An 18,907-nucleotide genomic window follows, 5' to 3' on the forward strand; every position below is an offset into this window, starting at 1 on the left:
TGAGAGGGGAAGCGGCCGGCCACTTTGCTGCGAGCCGTTGATCCCTTACTGGACCACCTGGACGACGACTCGCGTGTTCGGATCGACGATCACCCGCTGCTGGTTGACCACCGCATAGGCGTAGTCGGGGTTGTCGGGAACGTTGTAGAGCACCACCTGCTGCGGCAGCGGCTGGCCGATGACGACCGGCTGCTGGATGGTGACCGGCGGGGGCGGCGGCTGCTGGACCACATAGGTCTGGACGGTCTCCGGCGGCGAAGCGACGGTGCCGACGATGGCACCGGCCACACCGCCCACGGCCGCACCCACGGGGCCGCCGACGACGGCGCCGGTCACGGCACCTCCGGCTGCTCCGGTCACGGTTCCGTTGGCTGCGGAGGCGGAAGAAACGCCCAGCGCCATGCCGGCGGCAAGAGCGGTGGCGAGCAGAGTAACATTCTTGGTCTTCATCGTTTGGCTCCCTTTTGTGTTGAGCGCGATGAGCAAGAAATTCGCGGGCTCCCGCCAAGTTCCAAAATTTTTATTTTCGCCGCAAAGTGATGGCGGCTTCGTGTCATTCAGTCTTTCTTTGTGAACAGTAGGCTATCATGGGCATGACTTCCGCCCCGATCGGGAACTCTTGGCGTTCACCTGTTGCCGCAAGATGGCCCTTGCTCAGGGGGGCGGCCATGCGTTGGTCGGGGCTGGAAGTCTCGGCAGCGAGTCCCTATAACGCCGCTGCTGGATGGTAAACTCTGTTGCGTGAAGCGCTTCGCCTGATTCCCTGGAAGATTTGATGTCCCGAATTCCTGCCAATGATCCGCTCTTTGACGAAGACGCTCTGCGCCGTGAAATCGATGCGATCTGGGACAAATCATCTTCTCTCGACGTCGCCCGCAAGGACGTGCTCGCGCTCCTGAAACGCACCAATGCCGACGCCCGCGAGGCCGCGCGTGAACAGCTGACGAGCGAGCGCAAGGGGACGCTTTGCGCCAAGCGCATCTCGCATCTGACCGACCGGCTGATCCGGGTGATCTACGATTTCGCCATCGAGAAGGTCTATCCGGTCGACAACCCGTCGGCCGCCGAGCATATGGCGGCCGTTGCGGTCGGCGGCTACGGACGCGGCCTGCTGGCGCCGGGCTCCGACATCGACCTCCTCTTTCTCCTGCCCTACAAGCAGACCCCCTGGGGCGAAAGCGTCGTCGAGTTCATCCTGTACATGCTCTGGGACATGGGGCTGAAGGTCGGCCATGCGACGCGCCGCCTCGACGAATGCATTCGCCTGTCCAAGCAGGACATGACCATCCGCACCTCGATCCTCGAGGCGCGGCTCCTCTTCGGCGACGACACGCTGTTCAAGGATCTCGTCCAGCGCTTCCGCTCCGAGGTCGTGGCCGGTTCGTCCCGGGAATTCATCCAGGCCAAGCTGTCCGAGCGTGACGAGCGCCACAAGCGGCAGGGCCAGTCGCGCTATCTGGTCGAACCCAACATCAAGGAGAGCAAGGGCGGGCTTCGCGACCTGCACACGCTCTTCTGGATCGCCAAATATCACTACGAGGTGCAGAGCGGCGAGGAACTGGTGCGCCTCGGCGTCTTCTCGCGCTCCGAATATCAGCGCTTCAAGAAGGGCGAGGACTTCCTCTGGGCCGTGCGCTGCAACCTGCACTTCCTGACGCGCAAGGCCGAGGACCGCCTCAGCTTCGACGTCCAGCGCGACGTCGCCCGCCTGCTCGGTTACCAGGCCCGTTCCGGCCTGACCGATGTCGAGCGCTTCATGAAGCACTACTTTCTCGTCGCCAAGGACGTCGGCGACCTGACGCGCATCTTCTGTGCCGCCCTTGAGGCGACGGAGGTCAAGTCCGAGCCGATCCTCGACCGGGTGCTGGGCAAGCTGGCGATCGGTCGCCGCGGGCGGCGCAAGGACAAGGAGGAAGCCATCGGCGATCTCCTCGTCGAGAACAACCGCCTCCTTCATCGCGACGAGGAGATCTTCGACCGCGACCCGGTCGCTCTCATCCGGGTCTTCCACCTCGCCGACCGGCAGGACTATGCCTTCCATCCCGAGCTCCTGAAGCTCATCACCCGCAAGCTGAAGCTGGTGAACACGGAGCTGCGCGAAAACGAGGAAGCCAACCGGCTCTTCCTGGAAATCCTCTGCTCGCCCCGCCATCCGGAAAAAATTCTGCGCGACATGAACGAGGTCGGCCTGCTCGGCCGCTTCATTCCCGAGTTCGGCAAGGTCGTCGCGATGATGCAGTTCAACATGTATCATCACTATACGGTCGACGAGCACACGCTGCGCTGCATCGGCATCCTGTCGGACCTGGAAAACGGCCGCGAGCCGGAGCGCCATCCGCTGGCAACCCAGCTCCTGAAGGCGGGCACGCTCAATCGCAAGGTGCTCTATTTCGCCCTCTTCCTGCACGACATCGCCAAGGGTCGCCCGGAGGATCATTCGATCGCCGGGGCAAAGGTCGCCCGCAAGCTCTGCCCGCGTTTCGGTTTCAGCACCAGCGAGACCGACCTCATTGCCTGGCTCGTCGAGCAGCATCTGACGATGTCGATGACGGCCCAGTCGCGCGATCTCGCCGACCGCAAGACCATCCGCGACTTTGCCGGCGTCGTGCAGTCGATCGACCGGCTGAAGCTGCTCGTGGTCCTAACGATCGCCGATATCCGCGGCGTCGGTCCGGGCGTCTGGACGGGCTGGAAGGGCCAGCTTCTGCGCACGCTTTACTACGAGACCGAGCCCTATCTTCTCGGCGGGCACTCGCAGATTTCGCGCGAGCGGCGGGTCGAGGCCGCGCGCGCCGAGCTGTTCGGTGCGCTTGCCGACTGGCCGGAGGCCGAGCGCCACGCCTATGTCGCGCGGCACTATCCGCCCTATCTTCTGCGCGTCGATCTCGAAGCCAAGCTGCTCCACGCCGCGATCATCCGCAAGGTCGACCGCGAGAAGAAGCGCCTTGCCACCGGCTTCACGCTGAAGCCCTTCGAGGGCACCACCGAGATCACCGTGGTCGCGCCCGACAACACGCGCCTGCTCTCCACGATCGCCGGGGCCTGCACGGTGGCGGGCGGCAACATCGTCGATGCGCAGATCTTTACCACCACCGACGGCATGGCGCTCGACACGATCATGATCTCGCGCGAGCTTTCCGCCGACGCCGACGAGAGCCGTCGTGCCGAGCGTATCACCTCGCTGATCGAGGCGACGCTGGAAGGCCGCGAGAAGCTCCCCGAGAGCGTTGCCCGCAAGGTGGCGACGCGCCGGCCGACCAAGGCCTTCGCGCTCGAGACCCAGGTGACCCTCGACAACACTCTGTCGGACCGCTTCACCGTCATCGAGGTCTCCGGCCTCGACCGTGCCGGCCTGCTCTTCGACCTGACGCGCATGCTGTCCGATCTGAACCTCAATATCGCCTCGGCCCACATCGCGACCTTTGGCGAACGCGCGGTGGACGTCTTCTATGTGACCGATCTCATGGGCCACAAGGTCCTGACGACCGGCCGCCAGGGCGCCATCCGCCGCCGCATGACCCAGGCCTTCGACGGCGTGCCGGAGGCAAAGGCGGTTCCAAAGAAGCAGGTGGCGTGAAGCGGTGGCATCGCGTATCGAAGCGTCAGACGCATTCTGCTCTTCACCGGTGCCCGCCTCATGAATCTGTTGAAAAACTTCGCCACCGTCGGCATGGCGACCATGGTGAGCCGGGTTCTTGGCTTCGTCCGCGATGTCTTCATGGCGCAGATGCTCGGCTCCGGCCCGATGGCCGATGCCTTCTTCGTCGCCTTCCGCCTGCCCAATCTCTTCCGCCGGCTCTTCGCCGAAGGTGCGTTCAACGCTGCCTTCGTGCCGCTGTTCGCCCGCGCGGTCGAGGAGGGGGGCGATGAAAAGGCGAGACAGTTCGCCGAAGAGGTTCTGGCAAGCCTTCTCTTCACGCTGCTGATCCTGACCGCAGTCGCGGAACTCGCGATGCCTGCGCTCGTCTATGCGCTGGCGCCGGGCTTTGCCGACGACGCGGCGAAGTTCGATCTTGCGACCGGCATGACGCGGATCATGTTTCCGTATCTGATGTGCATGTCGCTGACGGCGATGGCCTCGGGCATGCTGAACTCGATGGGCCGCTTCGCGCTCGCCGCCTTCGCCCCCTCGCTGCTCAACGTCGTCTTCGTCATCGCACTGACCTTTATATGGTTCTCCGGCGCGGCGGGCACGTCCGAGGCCGCCTTCGTCCTTTCGTGGGCCGTCTTCATCGCCGGATTTGTCCAGCTTCTCAGTCTCGTCATCGGGCTGAGGATGATTGATTTCTCGCTGAAGCTCCGGCGCCCGCGCCTGACGCCGGGCGTCAGGCGTCTGCTCGTCCTCGGCCTTCCGGGCGTCGTTGCTGGCGGCATCACCCAGATCAACATCGTCGTCGGGACGATCATCGCCTCCAACCAGGAGAGCGCCGTCAGCTTTCTCTATTACGCCGACCGGCTCTACCAGCTGCCGCTCGGCATCGTCGGTGTCGCGATCGGTGTCGTGCTACTGCCGGATCTGACGCGCCAACTGCGCTCAAAAACGCCGGAAACGGCGCTGCACACCCAGAACCGGGCGCTGGAATTCTCCATGGCGCTCACCCTGCCGGCGACCGTGGCGCTGGCCGTGATCCCGGTCGAGATCATCCGCGTCCTCTTCGAGCGCGGCGCCTTCGGTCCCGAGGACAGCGTCGCGACCGGCCATGCCCTTGCCGCCTACGCTCTCGGTCTGCCGGCCTTCGTCGCCATCAAGGTTCTCCAGCCGGCCTATTTCGCCCGCGAGGACACGAAGACGCCGACGATTTACGCCGGCATCTCCATGGTGGTGAACGTGGTGCTGGCGATTGCGCTTTTTTCGGCCTTCGCCCACGTCGGCATCGCGGCGGCAACGACCGTCGCGGCCTGGGTGAACGTCGGACAGCTCACCCTCGGGCTCGTCCGTCGCGGCGAGTTCGTCTTCGATACCTTGCTCGTCAAGCGCCTGCCCCTGATGCTGCTGGCGAGCCTCCTGATGGGAGCGGGGCTCTATCTCGGTGCAAGGCAGCTCGATCCCTGGCTGACGCCCTCGGCGGGGCTGCTCACCTGTACTCTCGCGCTTATGGGCCTCGTTCTTCTCGGCATGGTGCTCTTTGCGCTCTTTGCCATCCTGACCGGTGCCATCGACGTGAAGCGCTACGGCAGGATGATTTTCGCGCGCGGCAAGGGCTGAGAAACGGCTGGCGGACGAGAGCGGACCGGGATGCGCCAATTTTATCGGCGCGTCCGCCCTTTGTGCCCTTGAACCTTCGCCCGCCTTTCTCCATAAACCGCGGACTTTCAATAAAAACCCTCGATGAGAGGCTTCAAGATGGCTTTCAGGCCCCTGGTCTTTTCCGGCGTTCAGCCGACCGGCAACCTGCACCTTGGCAACTATCTCGGCGCGATCACCCGCTTCGTCGAGATGCAGGACACGCACGACTGCATCTACTGCGTCGTCGACCTGCATGCGATCACGGTGTGGCAGGACCCGAAGGCGCTGAGGACCCAGATCCGTGAGGTGACGGCGGCCTTCCTTGCGGCCGGCATCGACCCGAAGGCGCATATCGTCTTCAACCAGAGCCAGGTGTCGGCTCATGCCGAGCTTGCCTGGATCTTCAACTGCGTCGCGCGCATGGGCTGGCTCAACCGCATGACTCAGTTCAAGGAGAAGGCCGGCAAGGACCGCGAGAACGCCTCGGTCGGTCTCTTTGCCTATCCGAACCTGATGTCGGCCGACATCCTTGCCTACCGCGCCACCCACGTGCCGGTCGGCGAGGACCAGAAGCAGCATCTGGAGCTTGCCCGCGACACGGCGGCGAAGTTCAACCATGACTTTGCCGACAGCATCGGCGAACTGGGCCTCGGCGAGGGCAATGAAGGCTTCTTTCCCCAGCCCGAGCCGCTGATTCAGGGGCCGGCGACGCGCGTGATGAGCCTGCGCGACGGATCGAAGAAGATGTCGAAGTCGGACCCGTCCGACAATTCGCGCATCAACCTGACGGACGACGCCGATGCGATCGCCCAGAAGATCCGGCGCGCCAAGACCGACCCCGAGCCGCTTCCGTCCGAGGTCGCCGGCCTCAAGGAGCGGCCCGAGGCGGACAACCTCGTCGGCATCTATGCGGCGCTCTCGGGCACGACCAAGGAGGCCGTGCTTGCGGACCATGGCGGCGCGCTCTTCTCCGCCTTCAAACCGGCGCTCGCCGACCTGGCGGTGGAGAAGCTCGCCCCGATCGCCGGGCGCATGCGCGAGCTGATGGCCGATCCGGCTTACGTCGACAGCGTGCTCGCCGATGGCGCCGCCCGCGCCCGCGCGATCGCGATGCCGATCCTCAATGACGTGAAGGACATTGTCGGTCTGATCCGAAGCTGATCCAAACCCTGTTCAGGACAAAAAAGTGGGCGCGGCCAAAATGGTCGCGCCCACTTTTTTGTCTGTAGGGAGGACAGGCAAAACCGGTCAGGCCGCCGCGAGGCGGCACGCCGTCAGAGAAACTGGGTGAACTCGGAAAGCTCCAGGCGCGGGTTGCGCGGGAACAGCTTCTCCGCATCGCCGTAGCCGAGGTTGATCAAGAGGAAGGACTTCCAGGTCGTTCCCTCGAAGAAGGCCGCGTCGACGGCGGCCGCATCGAAGCCGCCCATCGGGCCGGTGTCGAGGCCGAGCGCGCGAGCGGCGAGGATCAGGTAACCGGCCTGCAGCGTCGCGGACTGGAGGGCGGTCTTCGTGATCACCTCCTCCGGCGCACCGACGAAATTCGACTTCATGTCGGCATGGGGAAAGGTCTTCGGCAGATGGTCGTAGAAGGCCGTGTCATAGGCGGCGATCACCGTCACCGGCGCGCTCATCGTCTTGTCGACGTTGCCCGGCGAGAGCGTCGGCTTCAGCTTTTCCTTGGCCGCGCGCGACTGGACGAAGGCGAAGCGGGCAGGAAGGGCGTTGATCGCGGTCGGGCCGAACTCGGCGATCTCTGCAAGCTCCTTCAGGAGGCTTTCCGGCACCGGCTTGTCGAGCCAGGCGTTGTGCGTGCGGGCTTCGCGGAAGAGGACGTCGAGGGCGGTGGCATCGAGTGCGCCGCGGGTCTTGGGGAGGGCTGCATCCATGGCCGATATCTCCGGATACGAGGGAAAGGGCCACGGGAGGTCGGCCCTTTCCGCCTACTTAGGAGCGCACATGTCGCAATGCAGCGTCGGAAAAAGGAAAAGGACTGTCCATCAATGATGAACAGTCCTTTTGAATTCGTTTCAGGGCAGAAACAAGATCGCTGCAAGGCCGGTCAGGCGACGGCGCGAACCTCCTGCACGTCGGGCAGGAAATGCTTCAGGAGGTTCTGGATGCCGTGGCGCAGCGTCGCGGTCGACGACGGGCAACCGGCGCAGGCGCCGCGCATGTTGAGATAGACGACGCCGTCCTTGAACTTGCGGAAGGTGATGTCGCCGCCATCCTGGGCGACGGCCGGGCGCACGCGCGTCTCCAGCAGTTCCTTGATCGTGGCGACCGTCTCGGCGTCGGCCTCGTCGAACTCCTCCTCGCCGGCGGCGGCCGGTTCGTCGGACAGCATCACCGGCATCCCGGAGACGAAATGCTCCATGATCGCGCCGAGGATCGCCGGCTTGACATGCGGCCAGTTCGTCTCTTCCGTCTTGGTGACGGTCACGAAGTCGTAGCCGAAAAAGACGCCCTCGACGCCGGGCACCGCGAAGATCGCCTGGGCGAGCGGCGAGCGCTCGGCGTCCTCCTCGCTGGTGAACTCCAGCGGACCGTCGGCCCACACCACCTTGCCGGGCAGGAACTTCAGGGTCGCGGGGTTCGGTGTCGCTTCAGTCTGAATGAACATGGCTATATCGGCGGTTCTCTCAAACCACCGCTCCTTGGAACGCCTTTAATCTATAAATGGCCTCTCGGAGGCCAAGGTCAAGCGGCAATCGCGTTCTTTGCACGGCTTGGATGGGCGTTCGGTGACCCGAAGGGCAGTCAGGTATCGAAAGGACGAATGGACAAGGTGGGGCTTCACTGCGGCATCTTGATTGGTATTTTAGATTAGTCCGGTTTGGCGTCGTGTCTATTGTTTCTCCGTCTGATCGAGCGTTGCGGATTCAGCAAGAGGATTATTTGGATGCGCTATGGCCCGCTCGAATTCGCCTTTGCAGAGCCCTTGGCAAATGCTCTCGATGCCAATTCCATCTTCCGTTCATGGATCTTGGAAAGAACTAAATTCCATCCATATGCCGGAAATGCATCTTTGCTTCGGGAAGAAATGTGGGCCCAGCGCAGTCGCAGCGCTGCAACGTTGTGGCGATCTTACTTCACAGAAAAATGCCGCTGCCAAGGATGTAGAGGCCAAGAGACCGACATTTTAGCGGTTTTTTCCACTTCGACGCATTTCCGGTTCGCTCTGCACTTCGAAGTTAAACAGCCCACTGACAAATTCTCGAGCAAGAGAGATCAGGCGACAAACTATGCACTTCGAGCGAAATGCTGGGTGAAAGACCCCCCGAAATCCGTTTTGCCTCACGCCGACGCATCAACTGTCTTGTTATGCAGCAGATCGAGGCTTGCAGATTTCGCTGAGCAACTGCCCAAATTTGGCAGCATCATAACTTTCGAGGAAGTAACAAGTGCCTTTCCGAAGGTTCGCTTTCCCTCTTAGAGTCCTGGAGTGTCGGCATTTTCGACGAAATATTCGCGCCGATCCCTCAAGTCCGCAAAACCCCGTCCGGGCTCGCCTCGTCGATGGCCTTCGGCAGATGCTCGGCGAGAAGCTGCGGCAACTGGCTGAGATCGACGCCGAAGGCGCCGGCCAGCCCCTTGAGCTGGTCCGAGGAGAGGGCCGCCTGGATCTGGTCGGCGCTCACCGGCATGTTGCCGCCCGTGCCGATCCACGAGGCGACCTGTTCGCCCAGCCCGGCCTGGTTGAGCTGCGCGATGATGCCATTGAGCCCGCCGGAATTTTGCAGGACCTGTTCGGCGATCGACACAAGGTTGACCGGCTTTCCGCTGAGGGCATCGCTGACGATGCTGCCCAATCCATCCAACAGACCCATGGCCGCCTCCCGGCTGTAGACAGTATGAAAGAATTCTTAACACCGCGGGCGCCGGTTGTCACCGGCGGCGACCTTCACGCATCGTTTGCATGGCCTCGGCGGCATGGTTCGCCCCGTCCGCCGCCCGGCGACGTGCTCGTCATGTGTCAGCGGTGGGGATCCATAACCGTCCTGCCCAGTTCCTCGATATAGGCCATTCGCTGGCCCGCAGGCACGGGGACGGGGAAGTCGTCGAAATTGTCCCAGATCTTTCTCAAGCCGTGACCCGGCTGGAAAAGCCGGCCCAGATCATTCGCCCCGAGCTGATTGTCGATCGAGTGAACCGCCTGATTGGCAAAGGACCAGTTGGAGAGGAAATGGGCCCGGGTCGGAACCGTTGGCCTGCCGCCCCACTGGAACTCGACGAAGCCGAGTCCGAAGGGGACCCTTGGCGTCTGTCCGCCCTTTCGGAAATACTGAAACAGTTCCTGCGCTTCGAGGTCGGTATCGCGCGATTGCTGGCGCGGATCGAAGATGTTGGCGCCGTAAACGAATTTGCCCTCAAAGACGATCGTTCCGCCCCATTCGGAGATCGCCCGCCGAATGATGGCTGAAATCTCCTGCGTCGGCGTCCGCCCGTAGCGGGCAAGGGAATTGGGCCAGTGGCCCCAGCTCTCTCCCGGAAAGGTCTGCTCCCACATCGACTGGCCGGATGTGTTGGCGTCGAAGGCCGGCGAATAGCCCATGGCGTAGTGCACGAACTCGGCGATGATCGGGATGCGGGTGGTGTGCAACTCGTTGCCGACGCCGAAATAGGCGTCCATCATCTGATGGCCGCGACGAATATATTCGCCGATGCGTGGACCGGGATCGTAGAGGTTCAGCTTTCTCGTCAGTTCCTTGATCTTTTCCGGTTCCGTCGGTTGCAGGCGGGGGTTCCCCGCCATGTCGGGTTTCCCGAGCAGCCGCTTGGACTGGACCTTGTAGAACCAGTTGCTGAGCACGTGGACGGCGGGATTGCCGCCGCCGCCATATTGAACGGCCTTCAGCCCGGCGGTTCCGTAGATGAAGGTGGCCTCCTTGAAGGCCTGCTGCAATTCGGCGAGCCGTCCGGGATTCGAATGCGCATTGTAGCTTGCCGACAGGGTCGTGATCCTGTCCCTGAGGCCCTGGCTCATCGCGTGCTTCTGGGTCGGCAGGGTGTTGCTCGTGCCCTGGATCTTGGCCTTTGCGGCGATCCAGCGTCGTTCGAAGCTGAGTGCCTGTTCCTGATCGGTCACTGGCGGCTCCCGGCAATGCTTGGATTTGATTTCGCGCCCAATGGCTTACACGGGCGGCGGCGCGACCCGAGGACTGTCGGGATCAGGATAACGGGACCATGCTCTCAAGGCCTTGGCAAGGCTGGATTGCGAAAATGAGCTACGGCGCGGTCAGCGGTTGCGGACAGGGTAATCGAAGTCCAAAAATCGCCGATGAAGCCTCATCGACCATCGCGGCATGACGGATTGGCCAGCGATGGTCCGGCACGGCAAACCTTGATCGCGGCGTCACGCTACCGCCAGGATATCTTCCTTGGTCATGTTGCCTGGGATAATCGTCACGGGAATGTGGAACGGCGTGCCGGACTTGGCCGCAAGCGACGAGATCAGCGGCCCCGGCCCCTCCGCCGATGAAGACGCGGCCGCAAGCACCAAAATGGAGATGTCGCTGTCTTCCTCGATCAGCCCGTTGATCTCTTCCCCAAGACGTCCCTCGCGGATGATGCACTCCGGATCGACGCCAAGTTCGGACCGGGCCATCTCCGCATAATGGCTGAGTGTCGCCTCGGCCTCCTCGCGCGCTTCGGCGCGCATGATTTCCTCAACGCCCAGCCAGTGCTGGAATTCCCCCGGCTGGATGACGAAGAGCAGAACGAGCCCGCCGATGCGCGACCGCGCCGTCCGGGCCGCGGCATAGATAACCGCGTGCTCGCACTCCGGGGTGCCGTCGATGACCGCGAGGAATTTGCGTTTGTGCCCTTCTTCGCGGGCGAGGCGGCGCGTGATCATGGCGCGCATGCTGCCATCGCCTCGCCGTGACGGCAAGCCGGCTCTCCACGTATTTGCCCCATTCGACGAAAGCCCCATTGCATCGGGCCGGTGCTGGCCCATAATCCGGCTATTAAGGAGGGGGCCTTGCGCAAGGCCGGAAGACAAGCCTCCGTTGAAGGGGCGGGCGTGCAGGGCGCGGACCGAAAAACCCCGAGGGGAGATGAGGCGTCATGACCGCATTTCTGATCGTCGACGATCATCCGCTGTTCCGCGAGGCGCTGCAGAGCGCCATTCATCGCGACTATCCGGATGCCGTGATCGAGGAGGCCGGGTCGATCGATCTGGCTCACGAAAAGCTCGCCTCGGGCCTCGATGTGGATCTGGCGCTTGTCGATCTCTCGATGCCGGATACGCAAGGCTTCGACGGGCTGCTTCGCCTGCGTACCGCCTTCCCGCGGCTGCCGCTGGCGGTCGTCTCCGCCATGGAGGACCCGCGCATCGTTCGCGAGGCGCTGACCTATGGCATCGCGGGGTTCATTCCGAAGTCGTCCCGGCGCGAGGAACTCGGCAAGGCAATCGGCGACATCATGGCCGGTCTCGTCTATGTGCCGGAGGGGATCGAGGCGGCCGAGCCGGCCGATCAGACCCGCACCGATCTCGTCACCAAGCTGAAGACGCTGACGCCGCAGCAGATGCGCGTCCTGCAGATGCTGCGCCAGGGGCTCCTCAACAAGCAGATCGCCTACGAGCTTGGCGTCGGCGAGACGACCGTGAAGGCGCACGTTTCGGAAATCCTGCGCAAGCTTGGCGTCTACAGCCGCACCCAGGCGGTCATCGAGGCCGGGCGGATCGACTTTTCCGAGGTGCTGGGCGAGGACGCCAAGGCCTGAGGGCCTCTCCCTTCTCAGGCGAGCATATGCGCCAGCAAGGCCCGAAGCTCCGCAGGCCGGACGGGCTTGTTGAGGAGTTCCGCATCGGCGGCGCGCACCGCGTCGGCAACGTCCTGCGTATGGTCGGCGGTAATCACGACGGCCGGGATCGTGCGCCCGGCAAGCTGGCGCAGCACCGAGATCACGTCGAGCCCCGTCCTGCCGTTGTCGAGATGAAAATCGGCCAGGATAACGTCCGGCGTGCCGCTCGCGCGCATCTGGGCGACGGCCTCGTCGGGGCTTTGCGCGGTGACGACGTTGCAGGACCAGCGGGTGAGCAGTGCGGATGAGGCGGCAATGATCGCCTCGTCGTTGTCGACGACGAGCACACGCGTCTCGTTGAGGCCCATCGTGGCGAGCCTTGGACGCTCCGGTCTGGCCAGCGTTTCCGGGTCGATCTCGACCAGCGGCAGCGTCAGCCGGAAGGTCGTTCCCTTGTCCACCTTCGAGGCGAAGCCGATCTCGTGCCCGAGCGCGGCGCTCATGCGCCTGACGATGGCAAGCCCGAGGCCAAGGCCGGTCGGCTCGGCCCGGCCGATTCCCTCGCCGCGCCTGAATTCCTCGAAGACCGACTGGTGCTCGGCCTCCGGAATGCCGATGCCGGTGTCGGAGACCTGAATATCGACCACCCCGTCGCGCCGCGTCCTTGCCCCGAGGATGACCCCGCCGGACCGTGTGTAGCGCACCGCGTTGGAGATGAGATTCTGCAGGATGCGGCGCAGGAGCAGGGGGTCGGTGCGCACATGCGCCTTTGTCGGGCGAACCTTGAACTTGAGTCCCTTCTGCGCGGCGATCGTCGTGAAATCGGAGGCAAGGCTTGCGAAGACGTCGCCGAGCGCGACCGTCTTGACGTCCGGCTGCATCACGCCGGCATCGAGCTTGGAGATGTCGAGCAGCGTTTTCAGGAGTTCCTCGATCGAGGTGAGCGCCCGGTCCACCTGGCCCGCGATGGTCGTTCCCTCCGCCGTCTCCTGCATGTCCATCAGCGCCGAGGTCGAAAGCTTCGCGGCCGAAAGAGGTTGCAGCAGGTCGTGGCTCGCGGCGGCCAGGAAGCGGGTCTTGTAGAAATTCGCCTGCTCGGCCTCTTCCTTGGCGGCGCGAAGCTGCTCGTTGGTGGCTTCCAGCCGATGCAGGACGTTGGTCAGTTCCTCGGTGCGCGTCTTGACCTGCAGTTCCAGGTTGATCGCGGTCTGGAACAGGGAATAGGCGTTGCCGTGAACGTCCATGGACCGCTCGACCCGGTCCATCAGGGCGGCGTTGATCTTCTCCAGCTTGTTGATGCGCCGGATCAGGGCGGCTTCGCTGTCCTCGATCTCGGTCACCGCGCCGGACATGGCCAGATGCGGCTGCTGGCGGGCCAGCGGCGTCAAGGGCAGTGGAGGGGCATCCTTCTGCGTCAATTGTCAGCCTTTGCGTCCGCCGAGCGCGACGCCGGTGAAGGTCTGGTTCAGATGCATGGTCCGGTACTGCTCGCCATAGGTGTTGAAGCCAAAGACGCGGTGCTGCCGATAGACGGAGCCGAGGTCGTGCAGCACCTGCCTGTTCTGTGCGTCGAGCCGTCTCAGGATGCAGTCGAAGCCGATCACGAAATCGATGCCGTCGACGTCTTTTTCCATTTGTTCGAGGGCCTTCGTCGTGCTTTCGACGAGGTCGACAGCCTTTGCTACCGTCAGCACCACGCCGTCGTCTATTGCACAAAAGAAGGTGAGGGAGCCGTCGGGATTCGTGTTGCGCAGCGAGCGGCAGAAATACTCGCCGCCGACACGTACGACCATGGGGTGCGAGGCGAAGCCGAAGGGCGTGAGCGTCGCCGGATCGAGGCCGACGACCTCGGCATATTCGTAGGCCGCCATCTCGGCGTTGAGTTCGTGGACGATGCGCTTTTCCGGTTCCGACCGGGTGACGACCAGCCGCGCCGCCGTCGGCTCGAAATTCTCCGTCTTGAAGACCTTGAACGGACGTTCGGTGTGGACGAGCAACAGCAGCGCCGCGTCGCGGTGCGCCTTGCCGTCATGCAGGAGAAAGGTGCCGTCGAAGGTGAGGTCGTCGCCGGCCGATCCGCCGACGAGAGGGATGCCGCCGAGCGCCCAGTCGAGCGCCGAGACGATGGCCTCTTCCCGGTAGCACAGGCCGTCGATGAGGCTCATCGCGAAGATTTGATCGTCGCGGCCGGCCGGGCAGCGCCGGTTGAGCTCCGATTTCAGCCGGGCGACGGCCGCCGAGCATTCCTCCACGCCAAGGCTGCTGACGGAGGCGATGACCGTCGAGACGACGGAGAAGCCTCTCCTGGGAAAGGCGATCGCCACGGCGCCGTGGTCGCTGATGCCGAGATTGGAAATCTCGCCCGACGTGGTGCAGCCGCCGATCCTGACGCCCGGCAGGGCGTGCGCGAGCCTGTGGCCAAGCGCCGCGGCATCGAGATGGGAGGAAAAGAAGATAAGGAGGAATTCCGTGTCGTCCGGGACGATTTCGGCGCGAATGGCGGACGTGATCTCGTCGAGACCACCGTCGGCGATGCTCACCGTGCGGATCCCGGATACGAACTCCTCTCGCGTGTGGCTGGTGTCCACCTCGCGGCCCTCCTCCATGACGTTCGCCCGGCCTTTCGGCAATCCTTGCGAATTGCCGCCTCTTTTCCGGGTCTTCTTTTCGCCCTGCCACACGACCGACCGCTGGTTGAAGCCGGCACGAATGGCAAGATTGGCGGCCTTTCCGGCCATCCTGCCGATTTTGCCGGCAAAGGCAAAATCGAACAAGTTCGGCAAAATCCGTTCGAGGGGGCTTGGCAACCTATGCGAAAGTACAATATCGGCTTGTTGGAATCGATCTATCGTTGAGGCCCTTGCGCTTGTTTCTTCTCTGGAAAAAAGTCGGGCAATAACGATATGGTAGGTGTTGCGACCCGCCAGCGCACCGGCTTCACCGGTTCACGCGAACAAAACAGAACAACAAGAAGGGGAGTTGGCCCATGGACATGACAGGGGAATACCGAATCCCGGCGTCCAGGGATGCCGTTTGGGCGGCACTCAACGATCCCGAGGTCCTGAAGGCCTGCATTCCCGGCTGCGAGAGTCTGGAAAAGGACGGGGACGACCTGAAGGCGACGGTCGTCGCCAAGATCGGCCCCGTGAAAGCGAAATTCGCCGGCAAGGTGTCCTTCGAGAATGTCAATCCGCCGGTCGGCTACACGATCGCCGGCGAAGGCAGCGGCGGCGTCGCCGGTTTTGCCAAGGGCGGCGCGGATGTCGCGCTGGCCGAGGACGGCGCCGAGACGATCCTGACCTATACCGCCAAGGCCCAGGTCGGCGGCAAGCTCGCCCAGCTCGGCTCCCGCCTGATCGACTCGACCGCCCGCAAGATGGCCGACGAATTCTTCGGCGCCTTCTCGCAGAAGGTCGGAACGCCGGTCGCCGCACCGGCGGCCGCCGAGGCGCCGAAAGAGCCGGCCGAGGAAACAGTCCTCGAGCACGCCGTGCACAAGGCGGTGGAAGTCGAACACCAGGTTGAAGCGGCGGTCGAGGAAGCCGCCGCCAAGTCGGGTCCGTCCGGTCCCATGCTCTGGGGCTTGATCGCGCTCGGCATCGTCATTGTGATCCTGCTTTACGAAGTGCTCTGAGGCCGGCCGCCGTGGAGCGCCGCATGTGACCTGTCGCTTTTCGGGCCGGGATCAATCGATTTAACTTCGGCTCGGGTTTGAAGGATGAGCGTGCCGTGCACGCTCCGGACGCAACAGAAAAACCGGAAGCACCCGTCATCGCTCGTTGCCCGGCGGGAAGCCATCAGGAGGAAGAGTGCCATGGTATCGGTTTCGATGACGGTCAACGGCAAGTCCGTGACCCGTGAGGTGGAAGACCGGACGCTGCTCGTCAGTTTCCTGCGCGAGGACCTGGGCCTGACGGGAACGCACGTCGGCTGCGACACCTCACAATGCGGCGCCTGCGTTGTCCATCTCGATGGCCAGGCGGTGAAGGCCTGCACCATGCTGGCCGCACAGGCCGACGGCTGCACCGTCGTGACGATCGAGGGGCTCGCCAAGGGCGACCAGCTCCACCCCGTTCAGGCGGCCTTCCGCGAGCATCATGGCCTGCAATGCGGCTTCTGCACGCCGGGCATGATCATGACCGCGGTCGACATGATCCGCCGCCACGACGGCAAGCTCGACGAGGCGACCATCCGCCACGAGTTGGAAGGCAACATCTGCCGCTGCACCGGTTACCACAACATCGTCAAGGCCGTTCAGGCGGCTGCCGATGAGATGTCGGGCGCAACGCAGGCGGCTGCAGAATAACGCACGTCAAAGAGACGACAGTCTGGAACGCGACGCCTGCGGCTGTGATCGGTTCGATGGAATGGAATTTGGCTGAGCCGGGATTTGCCCTGGCGTCATCGCCAACCTTGGTCCGGCGGTGACAAGAAAAGCGGAGAGTGAGGCCATGACCTTGCTCATTCGCCGAAGCACCGGAACCACAGTCCTGTCAGGCAACGCACTGTTCGAATTCATTGGGAGGAAGCAATGGGTGTGGAAGGCATTGGCGCACGGGTTCTCCGCAAGGAAGACAAGCGCTTCATCACTGGCAAGGGCCGCTATACCGACGACATCGTCCTGAAGGACACCGCGCATGCGGTTTTCGTCCGTTCGCCCCACGCCCATGCGAAAATCCTGTCGGTCGACACGTCGGCGGCAAAGGAAATGCCCGGCGTCATCGACGTTCTGACCGGCGCCGATCTTGCCGGCGACCGCATCGGCGGCCTCATCTGCGGCTGGATGATCCATTCCAAGGACGGCAGCCCCATGAAGGCCGGCGCCCATCCGGCGATCGCCCACGACATTGTTCGCCATGTCGGCGACCAGGTCGCCGTGGTCATCGCCGAGACGAAGGCGATCGCCCGTGACGCCTCCGAGATGGTGATGGTCGAATACGAGGAACTGCCCTCGGTCGTCGATCCCGCGAAGGCGCAGGATGCCGGCGCGCCGCAGATCCATCCCGAGGCGGCCAACAACCTCATCTACGACTGGACGATCGGCGATGAAGCCGCGGTGAATTCCGCGCTCTCCTCGGCCGCCCGCGTCGTGAAACTGGACATCGTCAACAACCGGCTGGTCGCCAACCCGATGGAACCGCGCGTCGCCATCGGTTCCTACGATACGGGCGAAGAGCATTTCACGCTCTACAACACCACACAGAACCCGCACGTGGCGCGCCTCGTGCTTTCCGCCTTCATCGGCATCGCACCCGAGCACAAGCTGCGCGTGGTGGCCCCTGATGTTGGCGGCGGCTTTGGCACCAAGATCTTCATCTATCCGGAAGAGACGGTCTGCCTCTGGGCCTCCAAGAAGATCGGCGGCCGCCCGGTGAAGTGGACGTCGGACCGCTCCGAGGCCTTCCTGACCGACGCCCATGGCCGCGACCACGTCACCCACGCGGAGATGGCCTTTGACGCCAACAACAAGATCACCGGCTTCAAGATCCACACGATCGCCAACCTCGGCGCCTACATGTCGACCTTCTCGTCGTCGGTGCCGACCTACCTCTACGCGACGCTTCTGTCGGGCCAGTACGACATCCCGCAGATCTTCGCCGAGGTCGAGGCGGTCTACACCAACACGGTGCCGGTGGATGCCTATCGCGGCGCCGGCCGTCCGGAAGCGACCTATCTGATCGAGCGGATGATGGAAACGGCGGCGCGCGAACTCGGTGTCGATCCGGTCGACCTGCGCCGTGCCAACTTCATCAAGTCCTTCCCGCACCAGACGCCGGTCATCATGGCCTATGACGCCGGCGACTACGACAAGACCATGGACACGGCGCTGAAGGCCATCGACTACACGGGCTTTGCCGCCCGCAAGGCGGAGGCCAAGGCCCGCGGCAAGCTGCGCGGCATCGGCCTGTCCTGCTACATCGAGGCCTGCGGCATCGCGCCTTCGAGGGCGGTCGGCTCGCTCGGTGCCGGCGTCGGTCTCTGGGAATCGGCCGAGGTCCGCGTCAACCCGGTCGGCACCATCGAGGTCCTCACCGGCTCGCACAGCCACGGTCAGGGCCACGAGACGACCTTCGCCCAGCTCGTGCACGACCGCCTCGGCGTCGGTGTCGACAACGTCCAGATCGTTCATGGCGACACCGACAAGGTGCAGTTCGGCATGGGCACCTACGGCTCGCGCTCTGGCGCGGTCGGCATGTCGGCCATCGTCAAGGCGCTCGACAAGGTGGAGGTGAAGGTCAAGAAGATCGCCGCCCACCTGATGGAAGCGGCCGAAAGCGACATCGTCATCGAGGGCGGCGAGGTAAAGGTCGCCGGCACCGACAAGACGCTGCCCTTCGCCAACGTGGCGCTCGCGGCCTACACCGGCCACAACCTGCCGGACGGCATGGAGCCGGGTCTGAAGGAAGGCGCCTTCTACGATCCGACCAACTTCACCTTCCCGGCGGGCACCTATATCGCCGAGGTGGAGGTCGATCCGGAAACTGGCAAGACCACCGTCGAGCGCTTCGTTGCGGCCGACGACTTCGGCAACATCATCAACCCGATGATCGTCGAGGGGCAGGTGCATGGCGGTCTCGCCCAGGGCATCGGCCAGGCCATGCTGGAAGGCGTTTCCTACGATCCGGAAAGCGGCCAGCTCCTGACGGGGTCCTACATGGACTACTGCATGCCGCGCGCCGACGACGTGCCGACCTACGAGATCTATCACGAATGCACCCCGTGCCCGGGCAACCCGCTCGGCATGAAGGGCTGCGGCGAGGCGGGGGCCATCGGCTCTCCGCCGGCGATCATCAACGCCATCACCAATGCCATCGGTGTGCGTGAGATCGCCATGCCCGCGACCCCGGCGAGGGTCTGGGCGGCGCTGCAGGGCGCTGCCTGAGCTTGAATTGAACAGCCCCTTGCCGTTCTGGCGAGGGGCCGAACCCC

The 18,907-nt window shown here is 63.8% G+C and carries 15 protein-coding genes; 7 read left to right on the plus strand and 8 right to left on the minus strand.

The genetic code is table 11. The features are described 5' to 3' along the window. Positions 1 to 45 precede the first annotated feature (45 nt). Entirely contained in the window at positions 46 to 450 is a 405-nt protein-coding gene (locus HDIA_RS03090; protein WP_099554249.1) for a DUF1236 domain-containing protein, read from the minus strand. A gap of 325 nt (positions 451 to 775) precedes the next feature. Between HDIA_RS03090 and HDIA_RS03095 the strand changes: the two genes are divergently transcribed. The 3 genes from HDIA_RS03095 to trpS all read left to right on the plus strand — a co-directional run bounded on the left by HDIA_RS03095 (position 776) and on the right by trpS (position 6,388). After that, complete coding sequence (locus tag HDIA_RS03095) at positions 776 to 3,577, plus strand: [protein-PII] uridylyltransferase (RefSeq protein WP_099554251.1); 2,802 nt, start codon at positions 776 to 778, stop codon at positions 3,575 to 3,577. A gap of 60 nt (positions 3,578 to 3,637) precedes the next feature. After that, entirely contained in the window at positions 3,638 to 5,206 is a 1,569-nt protein-coding gene (gene murJ / locus HDIA_RS03100) for a murein biosynthesis integral membrane protein MurJ (protein ID WP_099554253.1), read from the plus strand. Positions 5,207 to 5,344: 138 nt separating this feature from the next. Further along, positions 5,345 to 6,388, plus strand: a complete 1,044-nt coding sequence (gene trpS, locus HDIA_RS03105; RefSeq protein ID WP_099558682.1) for a tryptophan--tRNA ligase — start codon at positions 5,345 to 5,347, stop codon at positions 6,386 to 6,388. 113 nt (positions 6,389 to 6,501) lie between these two features. On the opposite strand, the gene HDIA_RS03110 is transcribed toward trpS, so the two are convergent. The 5 genes from HDIA_RS03110 to HDIA_RS03130 all read right to left on the minus strand — a co-directional run bounded on the left by HDIA_RS03110 (position 6,502) and on the right by HDIA_RS03130 (position 11,084). After that, complete coding sequence (locus HDIA_RS03110) at positions 6,502 to 7,116, minus strand: malonic semialdehyde reductase (protein ID WP_099554255.1); 615 nt, start codon at positions 7,114 to 7,116, stop codon at positions 6,502 to 6,504. A 173-nt stretch (positions 7,117 to 7,289) separates the two neighbouring features. Further along, entirely contained in the window at positions 7,290 to 7,850 is a 561-nt protein-coding gene (locus HDIA_RS03115) for a NifU family protein (RefSeq protein WP_099554256.1), read from the minus strand. 859 nt (positions 7,851 to 8,709) lie between these two features. Further along, the gene (locus tag HDIA_RS03120) at positions 8,710 to 9,057 is read right to left on the minus strand and encodes a YidB family protein (RefSeq protein WP_099554259.1); all 348 of its coding nucleotides are present in this window, start codon (positions 9,055 to 9,057) and stop codon (positions 8,710 to 8,712) included. A 146-nt stretch (positions 9,058 to 9,203) separates the two neighbouring features. Then, entirely contained in the window at positions 9,204 to 10,316 is a 1,113-nt protein-coding gene (locus HDIA_RS03125) for a hypothetical protein (RefSeq protein WP_099554260.1), read from the minus strand. A 267-nt stretch (positions 10,317 to 10,583) separates the two neighbouring features. Continuing rightward, entirely contained in the window at positions 10,584 to 11,084 is a 501-nt protein-coding gene (locus HDIA_RS03130; protein ID WP_099558683.1) for a universal stress protein, read from the minus strand. A 212-nt stretch (positions 11,085 to 11,296) separates the two neighbouring features. On the opposite strand from HDIA_RS03130, the gene HDIA_RS03135 reads away from it, so the two are divergent. Then, entirely contained in the window at positions 11,297 to 11,956 is a 660-nt protein-coding gene (locus tag HDIA_RS03135; protein ID WP_099554262.1) for a LuxR C-terminal-related transcriptional regulator, read from the plus strand. Positions 11,957 to 11,970: 14 nt separating this feature from the next. Here HDIA_RS03135 and HDIA_RS03140 read toward each other — a convergent pair whose 3' ends face one another. After that, positions 11,971 to 13,329 (minus strand): NahK/ErcS family hybrid sensor histidine kinase/response regulator, encoded by a 1,359-nt coding sequence (locus HDIA_RS03140; protein WP_099558684.1) that lies wholly within the window; start codon positions 13,327 to 13,329, stop codon positions 11,971 to 11,973. Between the two features lie 69 nt (positions 13,330 to 13,398). Beyond that, positions 13,399 to 14,751 (minus strand): FIST N-terminal domain-containing protein, encoded by a 1,353-nt coding sequence (locus tag HDIA_RS03145; protein ID WP_099554264.1) that lies wholly within the window; start codon positions 14,749 to 14,751, stop codon positions 13,399 to 13,401. 212 nt (positions 14,752 to 14,963) lie between these two features. Between HDIA_RS03145 and HDIA_RS03150 the strand changes: the two genes are divergently transcribed. The 3 genes from HDIA_RS03150 (at position 14,964) to HDIA_RS03160 (ending at position 18,860) form a co-directional block, all read left to right on the plus strand. Further along, a complete protein-coding gene (locus HDIA_RS03150) occupies positions 14,964 to 15,611 on the plus strand; it encodes an SRPBCC family protein (RefSeq protein WP_099554266.1) in 648 nt (215 codons plus the stop codon). Between the two features lie 180 nt (positions 15,612 to 15,791). Then, complete coding sequence (locus HDIA_RS03155) at positions 15,792 to 16,283, plus strand: (2Fe-2S)-binding protein (RefSeq protein WP_099554268.1); 492 nt, start codon at positions 15,792 to 15,794, stop codon at positions 16,281 to 16,283. A gap of 225 nt (positions 16,284 to 16,508) precedes the next feature. Further along, positions 16,509 to 18,860 carry a xanthine dehydrogenase family protein molybdopterin-binding subunit gene (locus HDIA_RS03160; RefSeq protein WP_099554270.1) on the plus strand — a complete coding sequence of 784 codons (2,352 nt, stop codon included), beginning with the start codon at positions 16,509 to 16,511 and terminating at the stop codon, positions 18,858 to 18,860. Positions 18,861 to 18,907: the final 47 nt, after the last annotated feature.

The organism is Hartmannibacter diazotrophicus (genome assembly GCF_900231165.1).
Classification (GTDB): domain Bacteria; phylum Pseudomonadota; class Alphaproteobacteria; order Rhizobiales; family Pleomorphomonadaceae; genus Hartmannibacter; species Hartmannibacter diazotrophicus.

Excerpts from the sequence above, each read along its gene's own strand:
- HDIA_RS03090 (WP_099554249.1), bottom strand. The coding sequence starts at position 450 with ATGAAGACCAAGAATGTTACTCTGCTCGCCACCGCTCTTGCCGCCGGC.
- HDIA_RS03095 (WP_099554251.1), top strand. The coding sequence starts at position 776 with ATGTCCCGAATTCCTGCCAATGATCCGCTCTTTGACGAAGACGCTCTG.
- murJ (WP_099554253.1), top strand. The coding sequence starts at position 3,638 with ATGAATCTGTTGAAAAACTTCGCCACCGTCGGCATGGCGACCATGGTG.
- trpS (WP_099558682.1), top strand. The coding sequence starts at position 5,345 with ATGGCTTTCAGGCCCCTGGTCTTTTCCGGCGTTCAGCCGACCGGCAAC.
- HDIA_RS03110 (WP_099554255.1), bottom strand. The coding sequence starts at position 7,116 with ATGGATGCAGCCCTCCCCAAGACCCGCGGCGCACTCGATGCCACCGCC.
- HDIA_RS03115 (WP_099554256.1), bottom strand. The coding sequence starts at position 7,850 with ATGTTCATTCAGACTGAAGCGACACCGAACCCCGCGACCCTGAAGTTC.
- HDIA_RS03120 (WP_099554259.1), bottom strand. The coding sequence starts at position 9,057 with ATGGGTCTGTTGGATGGATTGGGCAGCATCGTCAGCGATGCCCTCAGC.
- HDIA_RS03130 (WP_099558683.1), bottom strand. The coding sequence starts at position 11,084 with ATGATCACGCGCCGCCTCGCCCGCGAAGAAGGGCACAAACGCAAATTC.
- HDIA_RS03135 (WP_099554262.1), top strand. The coding sequence starts at position 11,297 with ATGACCGCATTTCTGATCGTCGACGATCATCCGCTGTTCCGCGAGGCG.
- HDIA_RS03140 (WP_099558684.1), bottom strand. The coding sequence starts at position 13,329 with ATGTCCGGCGCGGTGACCGAGATCGAGGACAGCGAAGCCGCCCTGATC.
- HDIA_RS03150 (WP_099554266.1), top strand. The coding sequence starts at position 14,964 with ATGGACATGACAGGGGAATACCGAATCCCGGCGTCCAGGGATGCCGTT.
- HDIA_RS03155 (WP_099554268.1), top strand. The coding sequence starts at position 15,792 with ATGGTATCGGTTTCGATGACGGTCAACGGCAAGTCCGTGACCCGTGAG.
- HDIA_RS03160 (WP_099554270.1), top strand. The coding sequence starts at position 16,509 with ATGGGTGTGGAAGGCATTGGCGCACGGGTTCTCCGCAAGGAAGACAAG.